Origin of the sequence: Pseudomonas sp. HMWF032, assembly GCF_003060885.1 — a bacterium.
Lineage (GTDB): Bacteria > Pseudomonadota > Gammaproteobacteria > Pseudomonadales > Pseudomonadaceae > Aquipseudomonas.
This window is the reverse complement of record NZ_QAIG01000008.1, coordinates 149943-174384: the sequence shown is the minus strand read 5'-3', so window position 1 is coordinate 174384 and position 24442 is coordinate 149943. Positions and strand designations below refer to the sequence as shown.

The window sequence follows — 24442 nt, the reverse complement described above, 5'->3', positions numbered from 1 at the left end:
TGCGACCAGCGTATTGATCGCGCTGTAATAAAAGCCAGAACGCAAAAGGGGATGCCTAAGCATCCCCTTTTTATTGCCTGGCGGATCAGACCTGTGGTTTGACCGCTTCTTTATCCTGCTCGTCAGCTTCTACTTCAGTAAACAGTGAGCTTTGCGGCTCCTGGCTTACTTCTGCTTCTACTTGCGCGGCGGTTTCGGCCTTGGGCTCGACGGCTTCGATGCTCGCAGGTGCTTCGGCTGCAGTTTCAACGACGGCTTCTGCAGTCACTTCTACTACTGGTGCAGCCGCTTCAACCTGAACGGCGGCAGCTGGCGTTTCAGCTGCTTCGCGAGCCAGGCGCTCGGCTTCACGCTGACGACGACGCACTTCGCGCGGATCGTTAGGGGCGCGACCGTTGCTGGTCAGCGCGACGGCGGGTGTGGCTTCAGCGGCTACCACCTCAGCCACTACAACTTCGGCAACTGGCTCTGGCGTTGCAACCACAGCTGGTGTTTCCACCGCTTCTGCAGCTGGGGCAGGTGCTACAACTGCGGCAGGTGCTGATGCGCTGTCGCTGACTTCGGCGGCCTGTGCAGGTGTTTCGCTGGCCTCGAAAGCCGGGGTAGCTACTGCTTCTGCTGTTGTGGTTTCAACAACGGCTTGTGCTACTTCAACGGCAGTGGCTTCACGTGGCTGCTCCTGCTCGACAGCTACCGGTGCGGCTGCTGTGGTTGCTGGGACGGCTTCGTCTGCGCCCGTCATAACTGCGGCGGTTACCGCTGCGGCGACGACTGTGTTACCGGCATCGGCCGAAGCCTCTGCGGTTTCTTCGCTGCCTTCGATTGGGTTGCCGTTGGCATCATTCTGGCGTTCGCGACGATTGCTGCGACGACGCTGGCCACGGGAGCGACGGCGTGGGCGATCGCCACCTTCATTGCTGTCTTGGCCATCATCCAGTTGAGCGTCATCGGCGTTCAGTGCCTCTTCGTCAGTGGCGGCTGCAGCTTGTTCGGCACGCGGCTGGCGCTCTTCACGCGGTGGGCGTGGCTGGCGCGGTTCACGTTGCGGGCGTTCGCTGCGGGCTTCGTCGCTGGCGGTGGCGCTGTCGCCCTGAGCCGCATCAAGCGGCTCGCGCAGTTCGCGGGGCTGGCGCTCTTCGCGCGGCTTGCGGTCCCGAGGCTGACGTTCTTCGCGCGGTGGGCGTGATTGACGCACTTCCTGCGGCTCACGAACTTCAACCAGATCACGCGGGCTGCGCTCTTCACGCGGTGCGCGTTCTTCACGCCCGGCACGCGGTGCACGCTCCTCACGAGGTGCGCGTTCTTCCCGCGGGGCACGGTCTTCACGCGGCGCACGGTCTTCGCGTGGTTTGCGTTCGTCACTGCGGCCACCGCGGTTGCGATTCTGCTGTCGACCGTTGCGGCGCTCATCGCCACGCTGTGGACGCTCGTTGGTCTTCTTCTCGATGACGACAGGTTTTTCTTCTTCTTTGCCGGCGAACAAGCTGACCAGTGATTTGACCAGGCCCTTGAACAGACTCGGCTCAGCAGCGGCTACAGGTTGTGCTACGGCGGTTTCTACCGGAGTAGGCGCCGTACGCTGTGGCGCAGTCTTGATGGCTGCTTCCTGGCGAACCAGAGTGCGGGTCGCGGACGCCTGCTTTTCTTCTTCAACTTCCGTTACAGCCATTTCATAGCTGGACTGGCCTGATTGAGCTTCCGGGCTGTCGTCACGGATACGCTGTACTTCGAAGTGTGGCGTTTCCAGGTGATCGTTCGGAATGATCACGATGCGTGCGCGGGTGCGCAGCTCGGTTTTGGTGATCGAGTTGCGTTTTTCGTTGAGCAGGAACGCAGCAACCGGAATTGGCACTTGCGCACGGACTTCGGCGGTGCGGTCTTTCAGCGCTTCTTCTTCGATCAGGCGCAGAATTGCCAGCGACAGCGATTCGACGTCACGGATGATGCCTTGACCGTTGCAGCGTGGGCAGACAATGCCGCTGGTTTCACCCAAGGAGGGACGCAGGCGTTGACGCGACATTTCCAGCAGGCCGAAGCGCGAGATGCGGCCCACTTGCACGCGGGCACGGTCGGCTTCCAGGCTTTCGCGGACTTTTTCTTCTACGGCGCGTTGGTTCTTCGCCGGGGTCATGTCGATGAAGTCGATGACGATCAGGCCGCCGATATCACGCAGGCGCAGTTGACGAGCGATTTCTTCAGCCGCTTCCAGGTTGGTCTGCAGGGCCGTTTCTTCAATGTCGCTGCCTTTAGTGGCGCGCGCCGAGTTGATGTCGATGGACACCAGGGCTTCGGTCGGGTCGATGACAATGGAACCGCCGGATGGCAGTTTCACTTCGCGCTGGAAGGCGGTTTCGATCTGGCTTTCGATCTGGAAACGGTTGAACAGCGGTACGCTGTCTTCGTACAGCTTGATCTTGCTGGCGTACTGCGGCATCACCTGGTTGATGAAACTCAGGGCTTCTTGCTGCGCTTCAATGCTGTCGACCAGCACTTCGCCGATGTCTTGGCGCAGGTAGTCGCGGATGGCGCGGATGATGACGTTGCTTTCCTGATAGATCAGGAAGGGTGCGGTGCGGTCTTGCGAGGCTTCTTTGATGGCGGTCCAGAGTTGCAGCAGGTAATCCAGGTCCCACTGCATTTCTTCGCTAGAGCGGCCAAGGCCTGCGGTGCGTACGATCAAGCCCATGTCGCTTGGCGCAACCAGGCCGTTCAGCGCTTCACGCAGTTCATTACGCTCTTCGCCTTCGATGCGGCGCGAGATGCCACCGGCACGCGGGTTGTTCGGCATCAGCACCAGGTAGCGGCCGGCGAGGCTGATAAAGGTGGTCAGGGCTGCGCCCTTGTTGCCACGCTCTTCTTTCTCGACCTGAACGATAACTTCCTGGCCTTCCTTGAGCACGTCTTTGATATTGACGCGGCCTTCTGGAGCCTTGCTGAAGTATTCGCGGGAGATTTCTTTGAGCGGGAGGAAACCGTGACGCTCAGAACCGAAATCGACGAAAGCGGCTTCGAGACTCGGCTCTACGCGGGTGATTTTACCCTTGTAGATGTTGGATTTTTTTTGCTCGCGGGCACCGGACTCAATGTCCAGGTCGTAGAGTTTTTGCCCATCTACGAGGGCAACACGCAACTCTTCGGGCTGAGTGGCGTTAATCAGCATTCTTTTCATGTAGTACCGTCGGTTTCCGGTGCTGGCGGAAGCGGCGTTCGGCACACACGACTTCAGGGGTCGGTGTCAGGTGCGTCAGGAACGGTCGTAAAGCGTTCCAGTGTCTAGCGGCGATCAGCCAATTGTGCTGGGCCGCGACGGACGTCTCCTGCTCGCTGTGATAACAGAAAGCACTAAGTTCAGGAGGAGGAATCAGCTGTTGGTAGCGGACGAGATAAGGCGTCTTGGTAAAGCGAGCAGCTACGCGGACCAACAGTTGTACATCTCCACCCTACACGTATCGCTGAAACTCGGGTGCCGCTCGCGAAAATCCGCAGCGGGTTAACTATTACCGCAACCGTCCAAAGGGGCTGGTTGCGCATCATGGCTTAAAGGCTTTATTTCCGAGTTATTCACAGCCTTGCAGGCTTTTCATTCGCTGAATAACCCGTCGGACGGCCTCACGTCCCGAATGGATTGCGTTGGTTGGGGATGGCAGTTTTGGCGATCATCCGCTAACCAGGCCGCTTTTGGCGGCTCTGCGACTATAGCAGCAATGATTAAGTGCTTCAATTCCATAAAAATTGTTATGATTGCGCGATGACTAATCCTTCCCCTCCAACCTCCGGCGTTCAGCTGCTCGAGGTTGCGCCGGAACTTGCCGGCCAACGCATTGATAATTTTCTCCGCACGCAGCTCAAGGGTGTGCCGAAAACGCTTATTTACCGGATCTTGCGCAAAGGCGAGGTGCGGGTAAACAAGGGGCGCATCAAGCCTGAGTACAAGTTGCAAGCCGGTGACATTGTGCGTGTGCCGCCGTTGCGGCTCGCTGAGCGCGATGAGCCTGAGCCCTTGGCGCAAGGGCTGTTGCAGCGCCTTGAGGCGGCGATAGTCTACGAAGACAAGGCGCTGATTGTGCTGAATAAGCCGGCCGGCATTGCCGTGCATGGTGGCAGTGGTCTGAATTACGGTGTCATTGAGGCCTTTCGTCAATTGCGTCCCGATGCCAAGGATCTGGAGTTGGTGCATCGTCTGGACCGTGATACGTCGGGTCTTCTGATGATTGCCAAAAAGCGCAGCATGCTGCGTCACCTGCACGAAGCCTTGCGTGGCGATGGCGTGGATAAGCGCTATATGGCGCTGGTTCGCGGTCATTGGGCGACGGCGAAAAAGCAGGTTAATGCGCCGCTGCTTAAGAGCAATCTGCGTTCCGGTGAGCGGATGGTTGAGGTCAATCCTGAAGGTAAGGAGGCTTTAACCGTATTCCGAGTGCTTCGGCGTTTTGGTGAGTTTGCCACGTTGATTGAAGCCAAACCGGTGACTGGGCGTACTCACCAGATCCGTGTGCATGCTCAGTACGCGGGGCACTCGATTGCCGGTGACAGCAAATACGGCGACGATGACTTCACCAAAGAGATTCGTGAGCTGGGCGGTAAGCGCCTGTTCCTGCACGCCTATGAATTGGTTGTGCCGCTGCCTGAAGGTGGCACGATCAAACTCGAAGCGCCTGTGGATGAGGTGTGGGCGAAGACCCTGGAGCGTCTGGGTGCGTGATTACCAGCTGCTGATTTTCGACTGGGATGGCACGCTGGTCGATTCGATTGGTCGGATTGTCACGGCCATGCACTTGGCTGCAGATGTATGCGGTCTTGCGCGCTGCACCGATGATCAGGTGCGCGGGATTATCGGTCTGGGTTTGCCGGAGGCGATTCGCAGCTTGTATCCGTTGCTGGATGATGTGGGTCTTGTTCAGCGTATGCGGCAAAGTTACAGCGAAAATTATCTGGCGCTCGAGTCCGAACCTTCGGCCTTGTTTCATGGTGTGGCGGAGGGGTTGCAGGCTTTTCGTGCTGAGGGTTATCGCTTGGCGGTGGCGACCGGTAAGGGGCGTCATGGTTTACAGCGTGTGTTGGCTGATCGTGGTTGGCTGGATTTTTTCGATTACAGTCGCTGTGCCGATGAAACAGCAAGTAAGCCTGATCCGTTGATGTTGCATGAGATTCTTGAGCAAAGCGGTGTGTCAGTGCATCAGGCGTTGATGGTGGGGGATTCGTCCTTTGATCTGTTGATGGCGCAGCGTGCGGGCATGGATTGTGTGGCCGTGGGTTATGGTGCGCAGTCGTTGCAGGCGTTGCGCGAGTGTCAGCCAACGTTGGCAATAGAATGTTTTACCGAATTGCGCGCCTGGCTGGGTCGGCGTGCGTCTAATTCAGTCAGTTGAGGTGGTTTTGCATGGCAGATGAATGGAAGGCGTCGGCAGCAGCGGCTGATGGCGACGGTAAAAGCTGGCAGTTGCTTGAAAAAACCCTGTTGGCTGGCGTGCAGGAACAGCGTCGTGCGCGGCGCTGGGGGATTTTCTTCAAGTTGTTGACCTTTATTTATATCTTCGGTGCGCTGGCGTTGTTCTCGCCCATGCTGGCGATGAAGAAGGGTGCGACCACTGGCAGTCATACTGCGGTGATTGAGGTGCGTGGCATGATTGCAGATCAAGAGTCTGCCAGTGCCGACAATATTGTCAGCAGTCTGCGCGCAGCCTTTGAGGACGCCAGCACCAAGGGTGTAATCCTGCGGATCAATAGCCCGGGTGGTAGTCCGGTGCAGTCGGGCTATATCTATGACGAGATTCGCCGCCTGCGCGCCGAATACCCGGCGATCAAGCTATATGCGGTGATTACCGACCTGGGTGCGTCGGGTGCCTATTACATCGCCAGTGCGGCGGATGAGATCTATGCCGACAAGGCCAGTCTGGTTGGCTCTATTGGTGTGACGGCGGCTACCTTCGGTTTTGTAGGCGTGATGGAGAAGTTGGGTGTCGATCGTCGCGTGTATACCTCCGGCGAGCACAAGGCGTTTCTCGATCCGTTTCAGCCGCAAAAGGCCGAAGAGACCAAATTTTGGCAGGGTGTGCTGGAAACCACCCATCGTCAGTTTATTGCCAGTGTTAAACAGGGGCGTGGTGAGCGCTTGAAGGATGCTGAGCATCCCGAGTTGTTCTCGGGCTTGGTCTGGTCGGGTGAGCAGGCTTTAAAGCTGGGATTGGTCGATGCGTTGGGCAATACCAGCTATGTGGCGCGGGAAGTGATTGGCGAGAAGGAAGTCGTCGACTTCACGGTGCAGGAATCGCCTTTCGATCGTTTCGCGAAAACCCTGGGTGCCAGTATGGCTGAGCGCATTGCCTTGTGGATGGGGTTCCAGGGCCCGGCCTTGCGCTAGGGTTTAGGTCTGTTGCAAACGGGCCCGGTCATTGATCGGGCTTGTTGCTTTAGGGGATGTCGATACCGTTGGCTTGCAGCATGTCAACCAGGCGAATCAGTGGTAGGCCGATCAGGCTGTTGCTGTCGCTGCCTTCGGTGCTGCTGAATAGACTGATGCCCAGGCCTTCGGCTTTGAAGCTACCGGCACAGTCGAAGGGTTGCTCGGTGCTCAGGTAGCGCACGATTTGCGCTTCGCTGAGTGGGCGGAAATGCACAGTGAATGGCACGCAGTCGGTTTGTTGTTGGCCGGTTGCGCTGTTGAGCAGGGAGAGCCCGGTCAAAAAGGTGACGCTATTGCCGCTGGCGGCCAGTAACTGCTCGCAAGCGCGTTCCAGGGTATGCGGCTTGCCGAGTATTTGTGAGCCGAGTACCGCCACCTGATCTGAACCGATGATCAGATGTTGCGGATGTGTGCCGCTCAGGGCTTGGGCTTTTTCCTGTGACAGGCGGCGTACCAGGGCTTCGGCGCCTTCATTCGCGTGCTGTGTTTCGTTGATTTGCGGAGCGCTCCAAGTAAACGGTAGGCGCAGGCGGTTAAGCAGTTCGCGGCGATAGGGGGAGCTGGACGCTAGCACCAGAGGCAGCACGGCGTTTTCCTTCTTCTATATAGGTTTGCGGGCAGTGAGTGATTCTAGCCGTCGCATCCAGATGCTGGACAGGCCGAATTTCCTTTGACAGCGGCGGGTTGCATCCCTAAAATGCGCCGCCTATGTCAAATGGCCCGATTCCACCTCACGTTGATCCGCGCAAATTAGCCGATCGCAGCGCCACCCTTGAGGGTGACCTGCAGCTTGCAGATTTGCAGCGTCTCTGCGGCCCGCTTGCCGATAACCAAGGCATGGTGCGTACGAAGTTTTCTTTCGAGCGCGACGAGCGTAACGCTGTGGTTTTTCACAGTGAGCTTGAGGTTGAAGTCAAGATGGTTTGCCAGCGTTGTCTGGAGCTGGTCACTTTGCCGATCTATAGCGCGTGTGATTACGCTGTGGTGAAAGAGGGTGCGAATACCCAGTCCGTGCCGCAAGGCTATGACGTGATTGAGTTGGGTGAAGACCCATTGGATCTGCTGGCGCTGGTTGAGGAGGAGCTTCTGCTCGCCTTGCCCATTGTCCCGGCTCATGACCCTAAAGATTGCCAGCAGCCGGCCGGCCTCGAAGAGCCCGAGTCGAGCGAGGACGAGGTAACGCGGTCCAACCCGTTCAGTGTATTGGCGCAGTTAAAGCGTGACCCAAACGTTTAGGAGTTAATTAGTTATGGCTGTTCAGCAGAACAAAAAATCCCGTTCCGCCCGTGACATGCGCCGTTCGCACGACGCTCTCGAGGCCAGCACTCTGTCGGTCGAGAAAAGCACCGGTGAAGTTCACCTGCGTCACCACGTATCGCCAGAAGGCGTTTACCGTGGTCGTAAAGTGATCGACAAGGGCGCTGACGAGTAATCCTTGTCCGCTCCGGTTATAGCGATTGATGCAATGGGTGGGGACTTCGGTCCCCACTGCATTGTTCCGGCCAGCATTGCCTGTTTGGCTGAATCCCCTTCGTTGCACCTGGTCCTCGTTGGCCAATCTTCTCTTCTTGAATCCTTGATTGCTCGCCACCCCGGTGTCGATCGTGCTCGCCTGCGTGTTGCCCATGCCGGTGAAGTCGTGGGTATGGGCGAGCGCCCGGCCCAGGCTTTGCGTAGCAAGCCGGATTCCTCGATGCGTGTCAGCCTTGAATTGCTGCGCAGTGGTGCGGCGCAGGCCTGTGTCAGCGCCGGGAATACCGGGGCGCTGATGGCGTTGTCACGCTATGTGCTGAAAACCCTGCCGGGAATTGACCGTCCGGCCATGGTCACGGCTATTCCGACACAGACGGGTTTCTGTCATCTGCTGGATCTAGGCGCGAATGTTGATTGCAGTGCCGAGCATCTGCACCAGTTCGCCGTGATGGGTTCAGTGGCAGCCGAGGTTCTGGGTATGCAGCGTCCGCGTGTGGCGCTGTTGAATGTCGGTACTGAGGACATCAAGGGCAACCAGCAGGTCAAGCTGGCAGCCAGTCTGCTGCAGCAGGCCGAGGGGTTGAACTACATCGGTTTTATCGAGGGCGATGGGCTCTACCGCGGCGAGGCTGACGTGGTGGTGTGTGATGGTTTTGTCGGCAACATCCTGCTCAAATCCAGTGAAGGTCTGGCGGCGATGATTGCCGGGCGTATCGATGCCCTGTTCAAGTCAAGCCTTGCAGCGCGCGCGGTTGGTGCGCTGGCATTGCCGCTGCTGCGGCGCTTGCAGGGTGAACTGGCGCCAGCCCAGCACAACGGCGCCAGTTTCGTGGGGCTGCAGGGGATTGTGGTGAAAAGCCATGGTGCGGCCGGGCCTGAGGGCTTCAAGAGTGCGATTCGCCGAGCTTTGCGGGAGATTGAAGAAAATCTGCCACAACGTTTGCATGGTCGTCTCGGCGAACACCTGCTTTAGAATGTGACTGCGGCGGGGAGCCCGTCATCCAACTGTCAGTTTGTTGCGCCTGGCTGAGCCTGGCGCGTATTACCGACGATCCCGATCATTAGGAACAGGTTTCCATGTCTGCATCTCTCGCATTCGTCTTTCCGGGCCAGGGTTCCCAGTCTCTGGCGATGCTCGCCGAGCACGGTGCACAACGGCCGCTGATTATTGACACCTTCGCCGAAGCTTCCGAAGCGCTCGGTTATGACCTATGGGCGCTGACCCAGCAGGGCCCTGAAGAACAACTGAACCAGACTGACAGGACGCAGCCAGCGATTCTGACTGCTTCGGTTGCTCTGTGGCGTGCCTGGTTGGCCGAAAGCGCTGCACGTCCTGCATTTGTTGCCGGGCACAGCCTGGGTGAGTACTCGGCGCTGGTTGCTGCTGGCAGTCTTTCGCTGCCTGCAGCGGTCAAGCTGGTCGAGCACCGCGGTCAGCTGATGCAGCAGGCAGTGCCGGCCGGGCAGGGCGGCATGGCGGCGATTCTGGGTCTGGAAGATGCCGATGTGCTGACGGCTTGCGCCGAAGCTGCACAGGGTGAAGTGGTCAGTGCGGTGAATTTCAATGCACCGGGCCAGGTGGTGATTGCTGGGGGCACCGCTGCTGTCGAGCGCGCCATTGAGGCCTGCAAGGCACGTGGCGCCAAGCGCGCGATGCCGTTGCCGGTTAGCGTGCCGTCGCACTGCGCGTTGATGCGGCCTGCGGCCGAGCGTTTTGCTGAAGCGGTAGCGGCAATTGACTGGCAGGCTCCGCAGATTGCTCTGGTGCAGAACGTCAGCGCTGCGGTGGTGACGGATCTGGAAGGGCTCAAGCGCGACCTGTTGGCTCAGTTGTACAGCCCGGTGCGTTGGGTGGAGTCGATCGTCTGCCTGTCTGCACAGGGTGTGACGGATCTGGTTGAGTGTGGTCCTGGCAGGGTGTTGTCGGGTCTGAACAAGCGCTGCGTCAAGGGTATCAACACCCATAACCTGGACACCCCGGACGCCTTTGCTGCTACGAACGCGGCCCTGGTCTGATTTAAGGAGAAACGATATGAGCCTGCAAGGTAAGGTTGCATTGGTTACTGGCGCGAGCCGCGGCATTGGCCAGGCGATTGCCCTGGAGTTGGGGCGTCAGGGGGCTGTGGTCATCGGTACGGCCACTTCGGCCTCGGGTGCCGAGCGTATTGCGGAAACCCTGAAGGCCAATGGCATCGAAGGTGCTGGTCTGGTGCTGGATGTCAGCAATGACGAGTCGGTTGCTAGCACCCTTGAACATATCCAGCAACACCTTGGCCAGCCGTTGATCTTGGTCAATAACGCCGGTATCACCCGCGATAACCTGATGCTGCGCATGAAAGATGATGAGTGGTTCGATGTCATCAATACCAACCTGAGCAGCCTGTATCGCCTGACCAAGGCGGTGCTGCGTGGTATGACCAAGGCGCGTTACGGGCGCATCATCAATATTGGTTCGGTGGTGGGTGCCATGGGTAACGCCGGGCAGGTCAACTATGCCGCTGCCAAGGCTGGGCTTGAAGGTTTTGGCCGTGCATTGGCGCGTGAAGTGGGTTCGCGGGCGATTACCGTAAACGCAGTAGCGCCGGGTTTTATTGACACCGATATGACCCGTGAACTGCCAGATGCGCAGCGTGATGCGCTGCTGACACAGATTCCGTTGGGCCGTCTGGGGCAGGCCGAAGAGATCGCGAAAGTGGTCGCTTTCCTCGCTTCTGATGGCGCAGCTTACGTCACAGGCGCTACTATCCCTGTGAACGGCGGGATGTACATGAGCTGAATGTGACGGATGGCTTCAGAAAACTGTCATAGATGCTGTCTAAAATCCGTTATAAAGCTGCAACAGGTTTATAGACAGATCGTTGAAGTGTTCCTGGGGCACCCCGGCATTCAGCTTGAAATGCTAAAAACCCTTTCTATACACTTGGCCGCAGACCAGCTGCCTGGATTTGTCCAATAGGAGTGAAAACAAGGTATGAGCACCATCGAAGAACGCGTCAAGAAAATCGTTGCTGAGCAACTTGGCGTCAAAGAAGAGGAAGTAACCAACAGCGCTTCCTTCGTCGAAGACCTGGGTGCCGACTCTCTTGACACCGTTGAGCTGGTGATGGCTCTCGAGGAAGAATTCGAGACCGAAATCCCGGACGAACAAGCTGAGAAGATCACCACCGTTCAGGAAGCGATCGACTACGTTACCGCTCACGCGTAAGACGTATTTGTCGGTTCCCGACTCGGAAAAGCCGCACTCCCTAATCAGGCGTGCGGCTTTTCTTTAAGCGCATTCCAAGCGTTGAAAACTAGAAAAGGAGATTGCTGTGTCGCGTAGACGCGTCGTGGTTACCGGTATGGGTATGCTGTCACCATTGGGTAACGATGTGCCGAGTAGCTGGCAGGGCATTTTGGCTGGTCGTAGTGGCATCGGCCTGCTTGAGCATGTAGACCTTTCCGCTTTTTCCACGCGCTTTGGTGGTGCGGTCAAAGGTTTCAATGTTGAGGAATACTTGTCGGCCAAAGAAGCCCGCAAGCTCGACTTGTTTATTCAGTACGGCCTGGCTGCAAGTTTTCAGGCCATGCGCAGCTCCGGTCTGGAAGTCACTGATGCCAACCGCGAACGTATTGGCGTGGCCATGGGTTCCGGTATCGGCGGCCTGACCAATATCGAAAACAACTGCAAGTCGCTGCATGAGCAGGGGCCGCGGCGGATTTCGCCGTTCTTCGTGCCTGGTTCGATTATCAACATGATTTCCGGTTTCCTGTCGATCCACCTCGGTCTACAGGGCCCCAACTACGCCATCGCCACGGCCTGTACCACGGGTACTCATTGCATTGGCATGGCGGCGCGCAACATCGCTTACGGCGAAGCCGATGTAATGGTTGCCGGTGGCGCCGAAATGGCCGCCTGCGGCCTGGGAATGGGCGGCTTCGGCGCTGCGCGGGCGCTGTCGACGCGAAACGATGAACCGACCAAGGCCAGCCGGCCTTGGGACAAGGATCGTGACGGCTTCGTGCTGTCCGATGGCGCGGGGGCTTTGGTGCTGGAAGAGCTGGAGCATGCCAAGGCTCGTGGCGCGACTATCCATGCCGAGCTGATCGGCTTTGGCATGAGCGGCGATGCCTATCACATGACTTCGCCACCTGAAGACGGCGCCGGTGCAGCGCGCTGCATGGCCAACGCGCTGCGTGATGCCGGCCTGAATGCCGATCAGGTGCAGTACATCAACGCCCATGGCACTTCGACTTCGGCGGGTGACAAGGCTGAAGTGGCGGCAGTGAAATCGGTGTTTGGTGAGCATGCCTACAAATTGGCAGTGAGCTCGACCAAGTCCATGACCGGTCACCTGCTGGGTGCAGCCGGTGCGGTGGAGGCGATCTTCAGCATCCTCGCGCTGCGTGATCAGGTGGCGCCGCCGACCATCAACCTGGATAGCCCGGACGAAGGCTGCGATCTCGACTTCGTTGCGCATCAGGCCAAGGCCATGGCATTGGATGTGGTGCTGTCCAACTCCTTTGGCTTTGGCGGCACCAACGGCTCGCTGGTGTTCCGCCGGTTTGCCGGTTGATGCTGAGCTGGGTTGATGGCCAGCCGGCTGAGCTGCTGTCCATAACGGATCGCGGCCTGGCCTACGGCGACGGGCTCTTCGAGACCATCGCCGTGAGTGCTGGACAACCCTCGCTGCTGGAGCGCCACCTGGCGCGACTGGCTGAAGGCTGTACCCGGCTGTACATTCCAGTCGATCTGCCATTGGTGCGCGCTCACCTGCTGGCATTCAGCCAGCAGGTGGGTGAGGGTGTGGTCAAGCTTATGCTCACGCGTGGTGATGGACAGCGTGGTTATGCGCTGCCACAGCCGGTGCGGCCGCGCCTGATTCTGCAGGCTGCGGCCAAACCGGTTTATCCCTCCGCTCATGCCGAGCAGGGTGTACGCCTTTTCCCCTGCGCCACACGTTTGGCGGAGCAGCCTTTGCTTGCCGGTCTGAAGCACCTCAATCGTCTTGAGCAGGTGCTGGCTCGCAGCGAGTGGCAGGACACCGAGCATGCCGAAGGGCTTATGCAGGATGGCAGCGGGCGGGTGATCGAGGGGGTTTACAGCAACCTGATGTTGGTCAGTGCAGGTGTGCTGATGACGGCCGATCTGTCGCGCTGTGGCGTAGCCGGCGTAATGCGCGCGGAGTTGCTGGCGCAGGCGGCTGCGCTGGGTGTTGAGTGTCAGGTACGCGATATCAGCTACGCCGAGTTACTGGCGGCTGATGAGGTCATGCTGTGTAACAGCCTCTATGGCGTGTGGCCAGTTCGCGCTTTGCTTGTTCACGACTGGCCGGTCGGCCCGCTCACCCGTAAACTGCAGGCCATTGCCCGCGATCTACTGGACTGCTGATTCGTGATACGGAAAATCTTGCTGCTGCTGGAAGGTGGCGTGGTGCTGGCTACTTTGCTGGTTGCCTTTGCTGCCTGGCAGCAGCATTCGGCGCTGCATCAGCCCCTGAAGCTGACTGAAGCGTACCTGGTGGATGTGCCGGCAGGTGCTACGCCGGGCGGTGTGCTCAATCGTCTGGAAACCGACGGCATTCTCGAGCAAGCGTTCTGGTTACGCCTGTACTGGCGCTTCAATTTGCGCAATCAACCGCTGCACAGTGGCGAGTATCGCCTGGTTCCCGGCGCTACGGCGCTGGACATGCTCGGTCAGTGGCGGCGTGGTGACGTCTTGCAATACAGCCTGACCCTGGTTGAAGGCTGGAACTTCCGGCAGGTGCGTGCGGCCCTGGCGCGTGAAACGCGTCTTGAATTGACCTTGGGCGAGCTGAGCGATGCTGAGCTGATGAAACAGCTTGGCCTGTCTGGGTTAAACCCGGAAGGGCGTTTCTTCCCCGATACCTACAGCTTTGTGCGTGGCATGAGTGACCTTGAACTGCTCAAACAGGCGCATGCACGGCTGGAACAGGTGCTGGCCGAGGAGTGGGCGCAGCGAGCCAAGGACCTGCCGTACAAAGAACCTTATGACGCGCTGATCATGGCCTCGATGATCGAAAAGGAAACCGGTGTGCCCGAAGAGCGCGGTGAGATTGCCGGGGTGTTCGTACGGCGCCTGCGCATCGGCATGCGTCTGCAGACCGATCCGACGGTGATCTATGGCATGGGTGAGCGCTATAACGGGCGTATTACCCGCAATGACCTGCGTGAGCCAACGCCTTATAACACCTACACCATCGATGGAATGCCGCCGACGCCCATCGCATTGGTCGGTCGCGAGGCGATTCATGCCGCGCTGAACCCGGTGGCGGGAAGCAGTCTGTATTTCGTTGCCCGTGGCGATGGCAGCCATGTATTTTCCAATACCCTTGAGCAGCACAACCGAGCTGTACGTGAGTATCAGCTCAAGCGCCGCGCAGATTATCGTTCGAGCCCGGCCCCTGTAGCGCCCATTAATCAGTAAGGACAGTCTGTGAGCGGTTTGTTTATCACCCTGGAAGGCCCAGAGGGTGCTGGTAAAAGCACCAATCGCGACTACCTGGCCGAGCGTCTGCGTGAGCAGGGTATTGATGTGCTGCTGACCCGTGAGCCGGGGGGGACGCCACTGGCTGAGCGGGTGCGCGAGCTGCTACTGGCACCCAGCGATGAGCCAATGGCTGCTGACACCGAACTGTTGCTGGTATTCGCGGCCCGCGCTCAGCACCTTGCACAGGTCGTCCGTCCGGCGCTGGCCCGCGGCAGCGTGGTGCTATGCGACCGTTTCACTGATGCCACCTACGCTTATCAGGGCGGTGGTCGTGGTCTCTCCGAAGCGCGTATTGCGCAGCTTGAAGCCTTCGTTCAAGGCGCTTTACGGCCTGATCTGACGTTGGTCTTTGATCTGCCGGTGGAAGTCGGTCTGGCCCGTGCGGCGGCGCGCGGTCGCCTGGATCGTTTCGAGCAGGAAGGGCGGCAGTTCTTTGAAGCAGTGCGTCAGACCTACCTACGTCGCGCGGCTGAACAACCGCAGCGCTATCACATTCTTGATGCCGCTCAATCGTTGAGCCAAGTGCAGCAGGCGCTGGATGCACTGCTGCCACAGTTGCTGGAGCTGCAACGTGGCTGAAGCCTACCCCTGGCAGGATGCACTCTGGCAGCAATTGGCGGGTCGTACGCAGCATGCCCATGCCTATCTGCTGCACGGCCCAGCGGGGATCGGCAAGCGCGCGCTGGCCGAGCGCCTGATGGCGCGTCTGCTCTGCCAGAAACCCGATGGCCTGGACGCCTGCGGCCAATGCAAGTCCTGTCACCTGCTGGCAGCCGGCACCCACCCGGATAACTACATCCTGGAGCCGGAAGAGGCTGATAAGGCGATCAAGGTTGATCAGGTGCGCGATCTGGTCAGTTTCGTGGTGCAGACCGCACAACTGGCCGGACGCAAGGTGGTGCTGGTCGAGCCGACCGAATCGATGAACATTAATGCGGCCAACGCGCTGTTGAAAAGCCTCGAGGAACCCTCTGGCAATACCGTGTTGTTGCTGATCAGCCATCAGCCCAGTCGCCTGTTGCCTACGGTGAAGAGCCGCTGCGTACAGCAGGCCTGCCCGTTGCCGAGTGAGGCCATGAGCCTGGCCTGGTTAGCCCAGGCGTTACCGGCGTGCAGCGCTGAGGAACACCGCGAGCTGCTGTTCCTGGCCGCCGGCTCGCCCCTGTTGGCGGTGCAGATGCACGAGCAAGGCGTCAGCGCTCAGCGCGCACAGGTGGTTGAGGGCGTGAAGAAGCTGCTCAAACAGCAGATCGCCCCCAGCCAGTTGGCCGAAAGTTGGAATGCGGTGTCCCTGCAGTTGCTGTTCGACTGGTTCTGCCAGTGGTCGCAGCTGATGCTGCGCTATCAGTTGACCCACGATGAAGAGGGGTTGGGACATGCCGACATGCGTAAGGTGGTGCAGTATCTGGCGCAGAAAACTGCGCAACCGAAAGTGCTGAATATGCAGGATTGGTTACTGGCGCAGCGTCAGAAAGTCATTGGTAAGGCGAACCTCAACCGTGTCTTGCTTCTCGAAGCCTTGCTGGTGCAGTGGGCAAGCTTGCCCGGGCCGGGCTAGAATCGGCCATTAAGTGAATAAAATCAGGAATGCCGCATGAGTCTGCCTCCTAACTTGGGCCCGCGTAACGGAATTTTGTCGCTGACAATCAAGGACAAATCCGTGCTCTATGCCGCTTACATGCCCTTTATCAAGAATGGCGGCCTGTTTATTCCAACCAACAAGAGCTACAAACTCGGCGATGAAGTGTTCATGCTGCTCAACCTGATGGATGAGCCGGAAAAGATCCCGGTTGCCGGCAAGGTGGTCTGGATCACGCCGAAGGGCGCGCAAGGCAACCGCGCCGCAGGTGTGGGCGTGCAGTTCAATGATGGTGACAACACCGCGCGCAACAAGATCGAAACCTACTTGGCCGGTGCGCTGACTTCGGATCGTCCGACGCACACCATGTAACCGGTTTTCCTCCGTATCACGGTGCCCGCTTTGTGGCACCGCTTCTCAAGTGATTGTTACCCATGCTGGTTGATTCCCACTGTCACCTTGACCGCCTCGATCTGGCTGCCCACGGCGGTTCGCTCGATGCGGCGCTGGATGCTGCGCGGGCGCGCGGTGTTGGTCATTTTCTGTGCATCGGCGTCAGTGCCGATAATGCTGCGGCCGTCAAAGGCCTGGCTGAGCGTTATACCGATGTCGATTGCTCGGTCGGTGTGCACCCGCTGGATCTTGAGCCCGGTGCAGCGCCAGCGCTGGACTGGCTGCTCGGTGAGTTGAATCACCCGCAGGTGGTGGCCATCGGCGAAACCGGTCTGGATTATCACTACGAGCCGGAGTCTGCGGCGCTGCAGCAGGCATCCTTCCGCTTGCACCTGGATGCCGCGCGGATTACCGGCAAGCCGGTGATCGTGCACACCCGCGCGGCGCGGGCCGACACCCTGGCGCTGCTGCGTGAGGCGGCGCTGCCGCAGGCCGGCGTGCTGCACTGTTTTACCGAAGATTGGGACATGGCCAGGGCCGCGTTGGATGTCGGCTTCTACATCTCGCTGTCCGGTATCGTCACCTTCCGCAATGCCGAAGCGCTGCGTGAAGTGGCGCGCCAGGTGCCAGCTGATCGCTTGCTGGTGGAAACCGACTCACCTTATCTGGCGCCCATCCCGCATCGCGGCAAGCCGAACCTGCCGGAATATGTGCGTGATGTGGCCGAGTACCTGGCGGTTTTGCGCGGTGTCAGCTACGAGCAATTAGCTGAGCAGACCACGGCCAACTTCAAGCGTCTATTCCCTTTGGCTCGTGTTGTTTAATCACAATGGCTTGATAGAACTGGGCACAAAAAAAACCCGGCCTCTGGGGGATGAGACCGGGTTAAGACCATTAGGAGTAAATCAAGGTACGCGGTCCACGGTACCTTGCCTGGCGGGGCGCTTGGGGGATACGCCGCACACCAGTACTCATCAGTATTGGTGAAGATTGCTGATCGTCCAGGCCGTTTCCCGGCATTCTTAAACGGATTTGGAATACAGGGCGCGCTGCTGAGTCCTCAAGCAGCCGCCAGCTGTTGCAACAGCGCCAGCGTCTCTTCAATAACCCGGGGTTCTGTGTAGAAGTGTGGCGACAGGCGAATGCCCGCACCGCGTTGTACGCAGATCACCTGCTGTTCCTTCAGGTGTTCAAACAAGGCTTGGTGTTGCCAGCCATCCAGGCTGAAAGTCAGAATTCCCGCACGTTGCTGACGTTCAACCGTGCTGTGCAGGCGTGCACCGGGCACCTTGTGCAGCCCATCAATCAACCATTGCATACGTTCCTGCAGAGCCTTCTCGACCTGCGCCATGCCAACCTCTTCCAGCAGTGACAGGCTGGCCTCAAGGGCCATGGCGCCGAGCATGTTCGGGCTGCCGCACTCAAAGCGCCGGGCACTGCGTGCGGGCTCCCAGGTGCTGCGCTGGTAATCGCCGGCATGTTCGAGCATGTGCCAGCCGTATTCATGCAGCTTGAGCTGCGCGCGCAGGTCGCTGCGGCAATAGAACACCCCGAGGCCTTCCGGACCGAGCAACCATTTATGGCCGTCGGCCATGGCAAAGGCGCACTGGCTGGCCTGCACGTCGAAGGGCAGGGCACCGAGCTGTTGGATCGCATCGATGCACAGCAACACGCCGCGCGCCTCGCAGCCCAGACCTAAACGCGGCAGATCCAAACGCAGACCGCTGGCGTACTGCACGGCGCTGATCGCCATCAGTCGGGTGCGCGGGCCACAGGCGGCGAGCAGGGCTGCCTCGGCATCACCCAGATGCAGATTGACCTGTACGACTTCGACGCCCTGCGGGACGAGTGCCTCCCAGACAATTCGGTTGGAGGGGAATTCTTCATCGCTAATCACCACCTGGTCACCGGCCCGCCAGTCCAGGCCAAAGGCAACGAAAGACAGGGCCTCGGAGGTATTTTTCACCAGCGCGATATCCGCGCGCGACGGCGCATTGAGCAGGCGCTGCAGGCGCTCACGCAGGCGGCGCTCGACCTGCAGCCAGTTTGCATAGTCGCGCGCGCCAGTTTGCGCGTTCTCGATGGCAAAGCGGCTGACTGCATCGACTGCCCGTCGCGGCCAGGGTGAAACGGCCGCGTGGTTGAGATAACGCAGGCCGGGAAGTTGTGGAAACTCGTCATGAACGGCGTACATGGTCGGATGATCCGTGCAATTTGTTGGTAGTTAGGCATAATACGCGCCTTCGATTTTTTGACCCCGTAGTCCTTTTATGCATAAAGAACCCCGCAAGGTCCGTGAGTTTCGCCGCCGCGAACAGGAAATTCTCGACACAGCACTGAAACTCTTCCTCGACCAGGGTGAAGACAGCGTGACTGTGGAAATGATTGCCGACACGGTTGGTATCGGTAAAGGCACCATCTACAAACACTTCAAATCCAAGGCGGAGATTTATCTGCGTCTGATGCTCGACTACGAGCGTGACCTCAATGAGTTGTTGCACTCGGCCGATGTCGATCGTGACAAGGAAGCGCTGTCGCGTGCTTATTTTGAATTCCGCATGCGTGATCCGCAGCGTTATCGCCTGTTTGACCGCCTGGAAGAAAAAGTGGTCAAGGGTAATCAAGTGCCGGAGATGGTCGAGCAACTGCACAAGATCCGCGCCTCCAACTTCGAGCGCCTGACTCAGCTGATCAAGGGCCGCATCGCTGAAGGCAAGCTGGAAGATGTGCCGCCGTACTTCCACTACTGCGCGGCCTGGGCGCTGGTGCATGGCGCGGTGGCGCTGTACCACTCGCCATTCTGGAGCAACGTGCTGGAGGATCAGGAAGGCTTCTTCCAGTTCCTTATGGACATCGGCGTGCGCATGGGCAACAAGCGCAAGCGTGAGGGCGATACTCCGGCTAGCTGAGGTATTCAGCGCGTGGATATGCAATCTGCTGCGCTGGCGGCGCCCGTATACTCGGCGCCTACCTTTGCTGGAGACGCGCATGATCGTTGACCATCAGGGCCGGCGCTTTCGCAATCTGCGCGTCAGCCTGACCGCCGCCTGCAACTATGCCTGCACCTACTGCGTGCCCGATGGCAAGCGCCTGGTGGCCGCTCAGGACGAACTCTCGGCCGAGACCATGCTGCGTGGCGTGGCCTACCTGATCGAAGCCGCCGGTATCGAGCGCTTGCGCATAACTGGTGGCGAACCGCTGGTCAGCCCCAAGCTCGAGGCTTTTTTGCGCGGCGTCAGCCAGCTCGGTTTGGCCGATATCAGCCTGACCAGCAACGGCCAGTTGCTGGCGCGCAAACTGCCGCTGCTACTGGAATGTGGCATCCGCCGCTTGAATATTTCCCTGGACACCCTCGATGGTGCGGCATTTCGCACCATTGCCCGTGGCGGCGATCTGGCGACAGTACTCGATGGCCTGCAGCAGGCGCGGGCGGCGGGGATGCAGATCAAGGTCAATATGGTGCCGTTGCGCGGGCAGAATCTCGATCAGGTGTTGCCGCTGCTCGACTACTGCCTGGCCAATGGCTTCGAGCTGCGCTTTATCGAGCTGATGCGCATGGGCCATCTGGCCCGTGACGGCAATGGTTTTCAGCGCCAGTTTGTCGGCATGCCCGAACTGCTGGCGCTGATCGGCAGTCGCTACGACTATGTCCAGGCCCACGCTGCGCTGGACGCCACCGCGCTGCGTTACGCCATCCCCGGCGTCGGCCACTTCGGCGTAATCGCCAATGAAAGCGTGCCGTTCTGCCGCACCTGCTCGCGGCTGCGCCTGTCCTCGACCGGATGGCTGCATGGTTGCCTGTCATCGAGTAATCGCCACTATGTGGGCGATTTGCTCGAAAAACCGCGCCACCAGGCGTTGCCTGCGTTGCAAGGCCTGTTAGTCAAGGCGCTGGGCGACAAACAGGACCTGGCATTCTCTGGCGGTGCGACTGTGATGAAGATTATTGGCGGCTAAGACCGCCACCTGCCTTGAGTGAAGACCATGCAAGATTTCCCCATCAGCTATATCGAACCGGTGTTCCGCCCGCCCAGCGAAGCCCATTCGCTGATCCTGCCGGTGACCAATGGTTGCTCTTGGAATAAGTGCACGTTCTGTGATTAGTTACCCTCAGGAACAGAAGAAATTCCGCGCCCGCGATGAGGCGCAGGTGCTCGACGAGATTCGCCTGACCGGCGAGCGGATGATCGTACAGCGGGTGTTTCTCGCCGATGGTGATGCTCTGGTGATGCCGACGCGGCGTCTTCTGACCATTCTGCAGGCGATTCGCGAGCACATGCCGGAGGTCGAGCGGGTGTCGAGTTATTGTCTGCCGCGCAATCTGCGCAAGAAATCTGTAGAAGAACTCAAGGAGCTGGCCGATGCCGGCCTGCGCATGGCGTATGTCGGTTGCGAATCCGGTGATGATGAGGTGCTGGCGCGGGTTAATAAAGGCGAAACTTATGAGTCCAGCCTGAGTGCGCTGGACAAGCTCGGCCAGGCGGGTATCACCCGCTCGGTGATGATCCTCAATGGTCTGGGCGGTACGACTTTGAGTGAGCAGCATGCGGATAACTCGGCGCGCCTGATGAATGAATCGCAGCCGGAATTTCTCTCGACTCTGGTGGTGAGTTTTCCTATGGGTGAGGCGCGGTTTCGTGAGGGTTTTGCTGATTTTCAGGCGCTCAATCAGCAGCAGTTGTTTGTCGAGGTGGAGCGCTTGCTAAGCGGTCTTGAACTGCGCGACACGGTATTCCGCAGTGATCATGCCTCCAATTACCTGGTGCTCAAGGGGACTCTGGGGGGCGACAAGCAGCGCCTGCTGGCTCAGGTGCGACAGGCTATCGAGCAGCCACAGCAGGCACGGCTGCGCCAGGAGTGGCAGCGCGGCCTTTGAGAACCTGCTTATGATCTGCTGAGCGTCGCCCCTACTGCGTTAAAAAAGGCTAGGCAAGCCACTTGTGGCGAAGAACGCGCTTCAGCGCGACCCGAAGGGCGAGTGAAACGAGTAATGCTCATGTACAGCTCGTACGCTCCGCTTCCACGCCTATTTTGACCAGCCGGAGGCTGTTACCAACGTAGCGCCTTGCATGGCTCTAGCATGCAAGATCCTATGCAGGCTCTGAAACGTGCAGGTGGCGTGAAATCTGCATCTAGGCGCTATCCGCCGGTTTTTTGTCACCGGCAGCGAGGGGGCATGATGCGTAGTCTGTTGTTGATAATGAGCGTGTTGCTGCTGAGCGGCTGCATGAAGGCCAGTGATCTGGCGGACGAGGCGATCTATCAATTGCGCGATGTGGGTGTGCTCGACCACAGCCAGACGCGCCGCGCCAGCCCTTGGCGTTTGCAGGCCGATTCGTTCATTTATATCGCTCAAGGCCACTTCGTGCCGCCGGGTGATGCCTATCCGCGGCCCAATGTGGTGGCTGAGGAAGCCTACAAGGGCTTTATCGAGTATTTCCCCATGGTGCGTCGCGCCAAGGCGCCGTTGGGTCTGGAAGAGGCGCTGGCCGAGGCGCGCGAGGCGGGTGCGCATTACCTGTTGTACAGCCGCTTCGCCTATGCCGATGACCGTATCGGCACGGTGGAGGAGTGGGAAGATCAGGAGGCGCTGGACCGTCTGGGCACTGATCGCGGGGTTATTCAGTTGATGCTGATCGAGACCAATACCCGCTATTTTGTTGATAACACACGTATTCGTAGCCGCGGAGGCTTTCTGACGTTTTATGATGCTAAGCCTGAGGACCTGATCGGTCCGGCGCTGCAGGATTATGCGCGGCGTTTGTTGGGATTGGGGCATTGATTGATGACTGATTCAGGCAAGGCCGGCGACCTGCTGGCGCAAATACCCAAAGGCGAAGGCAAGGGGTTGCCACCGGTGCACCTGTGGAACCCAGCGTTCTGTGGCGATATCGACATGCGCATCGCCCGCGACGGCACTTGGTACTACATGGGCACGCCAATTGGCCGCAAACCGATGGTCAAGCTGTTTTCCACCATTATTCGCCGAGATGGTGATAAATACGTGCTGGTGACACCGGTGGAGATGGTCGGGATTCAGGTGGATGACGCACCCTTTGTTGCGGTCAGCCTGCAGGTGGGGGGTGAAGGTGAAGCGCAGGTGCTGCGTTTTGTCACCAATGTCGAGGATGAAGTGGTCGCCGGCAGCGAGCATCCGCTTCGGGTCGAGCTGGATGCTCTGACCGGAGAGCCCGCGCCCTATGTGCATGTGCGCAGCAATCTTGAGGCGTTGATCCATCGCAATGTGTTTTATCAGCTGGTCGAGCTGGCGGTGCCGCGCGAAATTGATGGCAAGACCTGGCTGGGTGTGTGGAGCAGTGGGGCGTTTTTTCCCATCGGTCCTCAGCCGGATTGACCTGCTTTCTCGGTAGGGGTTGTAATCAACACAATAAAAAAGGCTCCCGAGGGAGCCTTTTTTGCGTCTTACATATTGGGGTAGTTAGGCCCGCCTGTGCCTTCAGGGGCCACCCAGGTGATGTTCTGGGCGGGATCCTTGATGTCACAGGTTTTGCAGTGCACGCAGTTCTGCGCGTTGATCTGGAACTTCTGCTCGCCGTCTTCCTTGGTCACAACCTCGTACACGCCGGCCGGGCAGTAACGCTGCGCGGGCTCGTCGTATAGCGGCAGGTTCTTGCTCAGCGGAATGCTCGGGTCAGTGAGCTTCAGGTGGCAAGGTTGTTCCTCTTCATGGTTGGTGTTGGAGAGGAATACCGAGCTGAGCTTGTCGAAGCTGAGCTTGCCATCGGGTTTCGGGTAGCTGATCTTCTGAGCGTCTGCTGCCGGCTTCAGGCAGGCGTAATCCGGCTTGGTGTCGTGCAGGGTGAACGGAATCTTGCCGCCGAAGATGTTCTGGTCGAGCCAGTTGAAGCCGCCGCCAACCAGCGGGCCAAACTTGTGCAGCGCTGGGCCGAAGTTACGGCTGCGGAACAGCTCGTCGTACAGCCAGCTGGCTTTGAATGCGTCGACATAGCCGGTCAGCTGGTCGCCGCCTTCCTTGCCTGCAAACAGCGCGTCAGCTACAGCGTCAGCAGCGAGCATGCCGGATTTCATGGCAGTGTGGCTGCCCTTGATCTTGGCGAAGTTCAGGGTGCCGAGGTCGCAACCGATCAGGGCGCCGCCGTTGAAGACCATCTTCGGCAGCGAGTTGAGGCCGCCTTTGCAGATGGCGCGAGCACCGTAAGCGACGCGCTTGCCGCCTTCCAGGTACTGGGCGATCACCGGGTGATGCTTGTAGCGCTGGAACTCATCGAACGGCGACAGGTGTGGGTTGCTGTACGACAGGTCGACGATCAGGCCGACTACCACTTGGTTGTTTTCCAGGTGATAGAGGAAGGAGCCGCCAGTGTTTTCGCTGGCAACGATATCCAGCGGCCAGCCGGCGGTATGAACTACCAGGCCTTGTTCGTGCTTGGCTGGGTCGATGTCCCAGATTTCCTTGATGCCGATGCCGTAGTGCTGAGCATCGGCTTCGGAGTCGAGGTTGAATTTCTTGATCAGTTGTTTGCCGATATGGCCGCGGCAACCTTCGGCGAACAGGGTGTACTTGGCGCGCAGTTCCATGCCTGGGGTGTAGTAACCCTCTTTCGGGTGACCTTCGCGGTCCACACCCAGATCGCCAGTGAGAATGCCGTAGACCGCGCCTTCTTCGTTGATCAGTGCTTCCTGAGCGGCGAAGCCTGGGTAGATTTCTACACCGAGATTCTCGGCCTGTTGCGCCAGCCAGCGGCACAGATTACCCAGGGAAATGATGTAGTTGCCATGGTTGTGCATGGTCTTGGGCACGAAGAAGTCCGGAACCTTGGTGGCTTTCTCGGCATTCTTGAGAACATAAATATCGTCGCGCTTGACTGGAGTGTTCAGCGGGGCGCCGAGCTCTTTCCAGTCTGGGAACAGTTCATTCAATGCGCGTGGTTCAAACACTGCGCCGGACAGAATGTGCGCGCCGACTTCGGAGCCTTTTTCGACCACGCAGACGCTGATTTCTTTGCCGGCGTCGGCGGCTTTCTGCTTCAGTCGGCAGGCGGCGGACAAACCAGCTGGGCCGGCGCCGACGATGACGACGTCGAATTCCATAAATTCGCGTTCCACAGGCTATCTCCTACTC

General features: G+C 59.1%; 24 protein-coding genes and 1 pseudogene. 21 read left to right on the top strand and 4 right to left on the bottom strand.

Translation table 11 applies throughout. The features are described from left to right. Window positions 1–85: 85 nt before the first annotated feature. Window positions 86–3169 (bottom strand): ribonuclease E, encoded by a 3084-nt coding sequence (gene rne, locus DBR00_RS13220; RefSeq protein WP_177479986.1) that lies wholly within the window; start codon window positions 3167–3169, stop codon window positions 86–88. A 579-nt stretch (window positions 3170–3748) separates the two neighbouring features. On the opposite strand from rne, the gene rluC reads away from it, so the two are divergent. Genes rluC through sppA form a run of 3 tightly spaced genes read left to right on the top strand, consistent with a single transcriptional unit; the run spans window position 3749 to window position 6361 of the window. Beyond that, window positions 3749–4702, top strand: a complete 954-nt coding sequence (gene rluC, locus DBR00_RS13215; RefSeq protein WP_108486334.1) for a 23S rRNA pseudouridine(955/2504/2580) synthase RluC — start codon at window positions 3749–3751, stop codon at window positions 4700–4702. Continuing rightward, entirely contained in the window at window positions 4695–5369 is a 675-nt protein-coding gene (locus DBR00_RS13210) for an HAD-IA family hydrolase (RefSeq protein WP_108486333.1), read from the top strand. Before rluC ends, DBR00_RS13210 begins: the two co-directional genes overlap by 8 nt. An 11-nt stretch (window positions 5370–5380) precedes the next feature. After that, complete coding sequence (gene sppA, locus DBR00_RS13205; RefSeq protein WP_108486332.1) at window positions 5381–6361, top strand: signal peptide peptidase SppA; 981 nt, start codon at window positions 5381–5383, stop codon at window positions 6359–6361. Window positions 6362–6410: 49 nt separating this feature from the next. Here sppA and DBR00_RS13200 read toward each other — a convergent pair whose 3' ends face one another. Then, the gene (locus tag DBR00_RS13200; RefSeq protein WP_108486331.1) at window positions 6411–6989 is read right to left on the bottom strand and encodes a nucleoside triphosphate pyrophosphatase; all 579 of its coding nucleotides are present in this window, start codon (window positions 6987–6989) and stop codon (window positions 6411–6413) included. A gap of 122 nt (window positions 6990–7111) precedes the next feature. On the opposite strand from DBR00_RS13200, the gene DBR00_RS13195 reads away from it, so the two are divergent. The 13 genes from DBR00_RS13195 (at window position 7112) to DBR00_RS13135 (ending at window position 17162) form a co-directional block, all read left to right on the top strand. After that, complete coding sequence (locus DBR00_RS13195; protein ID WP_108486330.1) at window positions 7112–7639, top strand: YceD family protein; 528 nt, start codon at window positions 7112–7114, stop codon at window positions 7637–7639. A 13-nt stretch (window positions 7640–7652) separates the two neighbouring features. After that, window positions 7653–7835, top strand: coding sequence for a 50S ribosomal protein L32 (gene rpmF, locus DBR00_RS13190; RefSeq protein ID WP_003245185.1), 183 nt, complete (start codon window positions 7653–7655; stop codon window positions 7833–7835). A 3-nt stretch (window positions 7836–7838) separates the two neighbouring features. Beyond that, the gene (gene plsX, locus DBR00_RS13185; protein WP_108486329.1) at window positions 7839–8849 is read left to right on the top strand and encodes a phosphate acyltransferase PlsX; all 1011 of its coding nucleotides are present in this window, start codon (window positions 7839–7841) and stop codon (window positions 8847–8849) included. Between the two features lie 104 nt (window positions 8850–8953). Beyond that, window positions 8954–9892 carry an ACP S-malonyltransferase gene (gene fabD, locus DBR00_RS13180; RefSeq protein ID WP_108486328.1) on the top strand — a complete coding sequence of 313 codons (939 nt, stop codon included), beginning with the start codon at window positions 8954–8956 and terminating at the stop codon, window positions 9890–9892. A 16-nt stretch (window positions 9893–9908) separates the two neighbouring features. Next, window positions 9909–10652: a 3-oxoacyl-ACP reductase FabG gene (gene fabG / locus DBR00_RS13175; protein ID WP_108486327.1), complete on the top strand. Its 744-nt coding sequence runs from the start codon at window positions 9909–9911 to the stop codon at window positions 10650–10652. 195 nt (window positions 10653–10847) lie between these two features. Next, on the top strand, window positions 10848–11081 hold the full coding sequence (gene acpP / locus DBR00_RS13170) for an acyl carrier protein (protein WP_058066290.1): 234 nt from the start codon (window positions 10848–10850) through the stop codon (window positions 11079–11081). A gap of 106 nt (window positions 11082–11187) precedes the next feature. Continuing rightward, window positions 11188–12432: a beta-ketoacyl-ACP synthase II gene (gene fabF / locus DBR00_RS13165; RefSeq protein ID WP_108486326.1), complete on the top strand. Its 1245-nt coding sequence runs from the start codon at window positions 11188–11190 to the stop codon at window positions 12430–12432. Further along, window positions 12432–13247, top strand: a complete 816-nt coding sequence (gene pabC / locus DBR00_RS13160) for an aminodeoxychorismate lyase (RefSeq protein ID WP_108486325.1) — start codon at window positions 12432–12434, stop codon at window positions 13245–13247. The genes fabF and pabC overlap by 1 nt, the downstream gene beginning before the upstream one ends. A gap of 3 nt (window positions 13248–13250) precedes the next feature. Then, window positions 13251–14303, top strand: coding sequence for an endolytic transglycosylase MltG (mltG, locus tag DBR00_RS13155; protein ID WP_108486324.1), 1053 nt, complete (start codon window positions 13251–13253; stop codon window positions 14301–14303). Between the two features lie 9 nt (window positions 14304–14312). Next, window positions 14313–14945, top strand: coding sequence for a dTMP kinase (tmk, locus tag DBR00_RS13150; protein WP_108486323.1), 633 nt, complete (start codon window positions 14313–14315; stop codon window positions 14943–14945). Continuing rightward, window positions 14938–15924, top strand: a complete 987-nt coding sequence (locus tag DBR00_RS13145) for a DNA polymerase III subunit delta' (RefSeq protein ID WP_108486322.1) — start codon at window positions 14938–14940, stop codon at window positions 15922–15924. Before tmk ends, DBR00_RS13145 begins: the two co-directional genes overlap by 8 nt. Before the next feature lie 36 nt (window positions 15925–15960). Then, window positions 15961–16317: a PilZ domain-containing protein gene (locus DBR00_RS13140; protein ID WP_090238100.1), complete on the top strand. Its 357-nt coding sequence runs from the start codon at window positions 15961–15963 to the stop codon at window positions 16315–16317. 62 nt (window positions 16318–16379) lie between these two features. Next, on the top strand, window positions 16380–17162 hold the full coding sequence (locus DBR00_RS13135; RefSeq protein ID WP_108486321.1) for a TatD family hydrolase: 783 nt from the start codon (window positions 16380–16382) through the stop codon (window positions 17160–17162). 236 nt (window positions 17163–17398) lie between these two features. On the opposite strand, the gene DBR00_RS13130 is transcribed toward DBR00_RS13135, so the two are convergent. Then, a complete protein-coding gene (locus tag DBR00_RS13130; RefSeq protein ID WP_108486320.1) occupies window positions 17399–18532 on the bottom strand; it encodes an aminotransferase class V-fold PLP-dependent enzyme in 1134 nt (377 codons plus the stop codon). Window positions 18533–18608: 76 nt separating this feature from the next. Here DBR00_RS13130 and DBR00_RS13125 point away from each other — a divergent pair, with 76 nt between their 5' ends. The 5 genes and pseudogenes from DBR00_RS13125 to DBR00_RS13105 all read left to right on the top strand — a co-directional run bounded on the left by DBR00_RS13125 (window position 18609) and on the right by DBR00_RS13105 (window position 22693). Beyond that, window positions 18609–19247 (top strand): TetR/AcrR family transcriptional regulator, encoded by a 639-nt coding sequence (locus DBR00_RS13125; RefSeq protein ID WP_090247979.1) that lies wholly within the window; start codon window positions 18609–18611, stop codon window positions 19245–19247. A 79-nt stretch (window positions 19248–19326) separates the two neighbouring features. After that, entirely contained in the window at window positions 19327–20295 is a 969-nt protein-coding gene (locus DBR00_RS13120) for a GTP 3',8-cyclase MoaA (protein WP_108486319.1), read from the top strand. 27 nt (window positions 20296–20322) lie between these two features. Continuing rightward, window positions 20323–21214: pseudogene (locus DBR00_RS13115) on the top strand (radical SAM protein). Window positions 21215–21517: 303 nt separating this feature from the next. Continuing rightward, the gene (locus DBR00_RS13110; RefSeq protein WP_108486339.1) at window positions 21518–22120 is read left to right on the top strand and encodes a DUF4823 domain-containing protein; all 603 of its coding nucleotides are present in this window, start codon (window positions 21518–21520) and stop codon (window positions 22118–22120) included. Between the two features lie 3 nt (window positions 22121–22123). After that, window positions 22124–22693, top strand: a complete 570-nt coding sequence (locus DBR00_RS13105; protein ID WP_108486338.1) for a DUF1285 domain-containing protein — start codon at window positions 22124–22126, stop codon at window positions 22691–22693. Window positions 22694–22761: 68 nt separating this feature from the next. On the opposite strand, the gene DBR00_RS13100 is transcribed toward DBR00_RS13105, so the two are convergent. Beyond that, entirely contained in the window at window positions 22762–24426 is a 1665-nt protein-coding gene (locus DBR00_RS13100) for an electron transfer flavoprotein-ubiquinone oxidoreductase (RefSeq protein WP_108486318.1), read from the bottom strand. Window positions 24427–24442 lie beyond the last annotated feature (16 nt).

Excerpts from the sequence above, each read along its gene's own strand:
- sppA (WP_108486332.1), top strand. The coding sequence starts at position 5,381 with ATGGCAGATGAATGGAAGGCGTCGGCAGCAGCGGCTGATGGCGACGGT.
- DBR00_RS13105 (WP_108486338.1), top strand. The coding sequence starts at position 22,124 with ATGACTGATTCAGGCAAGGCCGGCGACCTGCTGGCGCAAATACCCAAA.
- DBR00_RS13110 (WP_108486339.1), top strand. The coding sequence starts at position 21,518 with ATGCGTAGTCTGTTGTTGATAATGAGCGTGTTGCTGCTGAGCGGCTGC.
- rne (WP_177479986.1), bottom strand. The coding sequence starts at position 3,169 with ATGAAAAGAATGCTGATTAACGCCACTCAGCCCGAAGAGTTGCGTGTT.
- DBR00_RS13130 (WP_108486320.1), bottom strand. The coding sequence starts at position 18,532 with ATGTACGCCGTTCATGACGAGTTTCCACAACTTCCCGGCCTGCGTTAT.
- acpP (WP_058066290.1), top strand. The coding sequence starts at position 10,848 with ATGAGCACCATCGAAGAACGCGTCAAGAAAATCGTTGCTGAGCAACTT.
- rluC (WP_108486334.1), top strand. The coding sequence starts at position 3,749 with ATGACTAATCCTTCCCCTCCAACCTCCGGCGTTCAGCTGCTCGAGGTT.
- fabG (WP_108486327.1), top strand. The coding sequence starts at position 9,909 with ATGAGCCTGCAAGGTAAGGTTGCATTGGTTACTGGCGCGAGCCGCGGC.
- DBR00_RS13195 (WP_108486330.1), top strand. The coding sequence starts at position 7,112 with ATGTCAAATGGCCCGATTCCACCTCACGTTGATCCGCGCAAATTAGCC.
- rpmF (WP_003245185.1), top strand. The coding sequence starts at position 7,653 with ATGGCTGTTCAGCAGAACAAAAAATCCCGTTCCGCCCGTGACATGCGC.
- fabD (WP_108486328.1), top strand. The coding sequence starts at position 8,954 with ATGTCTGCATCTCTCGCATTCGTCTTTCCGGGCCAGGGTTCCCAGTCT.
- DBR00_RS13120 (WP_108486319.1), top strand. The coding sequence starts at position 19,327 with ATGATCGTTGACCATCAGGGCCGGCGCTTTCGCAATCTGCGCGTCAGC.
- DBR00_RS13135 (WP_108486321.1), top strand. The coding sequence starts at position 16,380 with ATGCTGGTTGATTCCCACTGTCACCTTGACCGCCTCGATCTGGCTGCC.
- DBR00_RS13140 (WP_090238100.1), top strand. The coding sequence starts at position 15,961 with ATGAGTCTGCCTCCTAACTTGGGCCCGCGTAACGGAATTTTGTCGCTG.
- DBR00_RS13125 (WP_090247979.1), top strand. The coding sequence starts at position 18,609 with ATGCATAAAGAACCCCGCAAGGTCCGTGAGTTTCGCCGCCGCGAACAG.
- pabC (WP_108486325.1), top strand. The coding sequence starts at position 12,432 with ATGCTGAGCTGGGTTGATGGCCAGCCGGCTGAGCTGCTGTCCATAACG.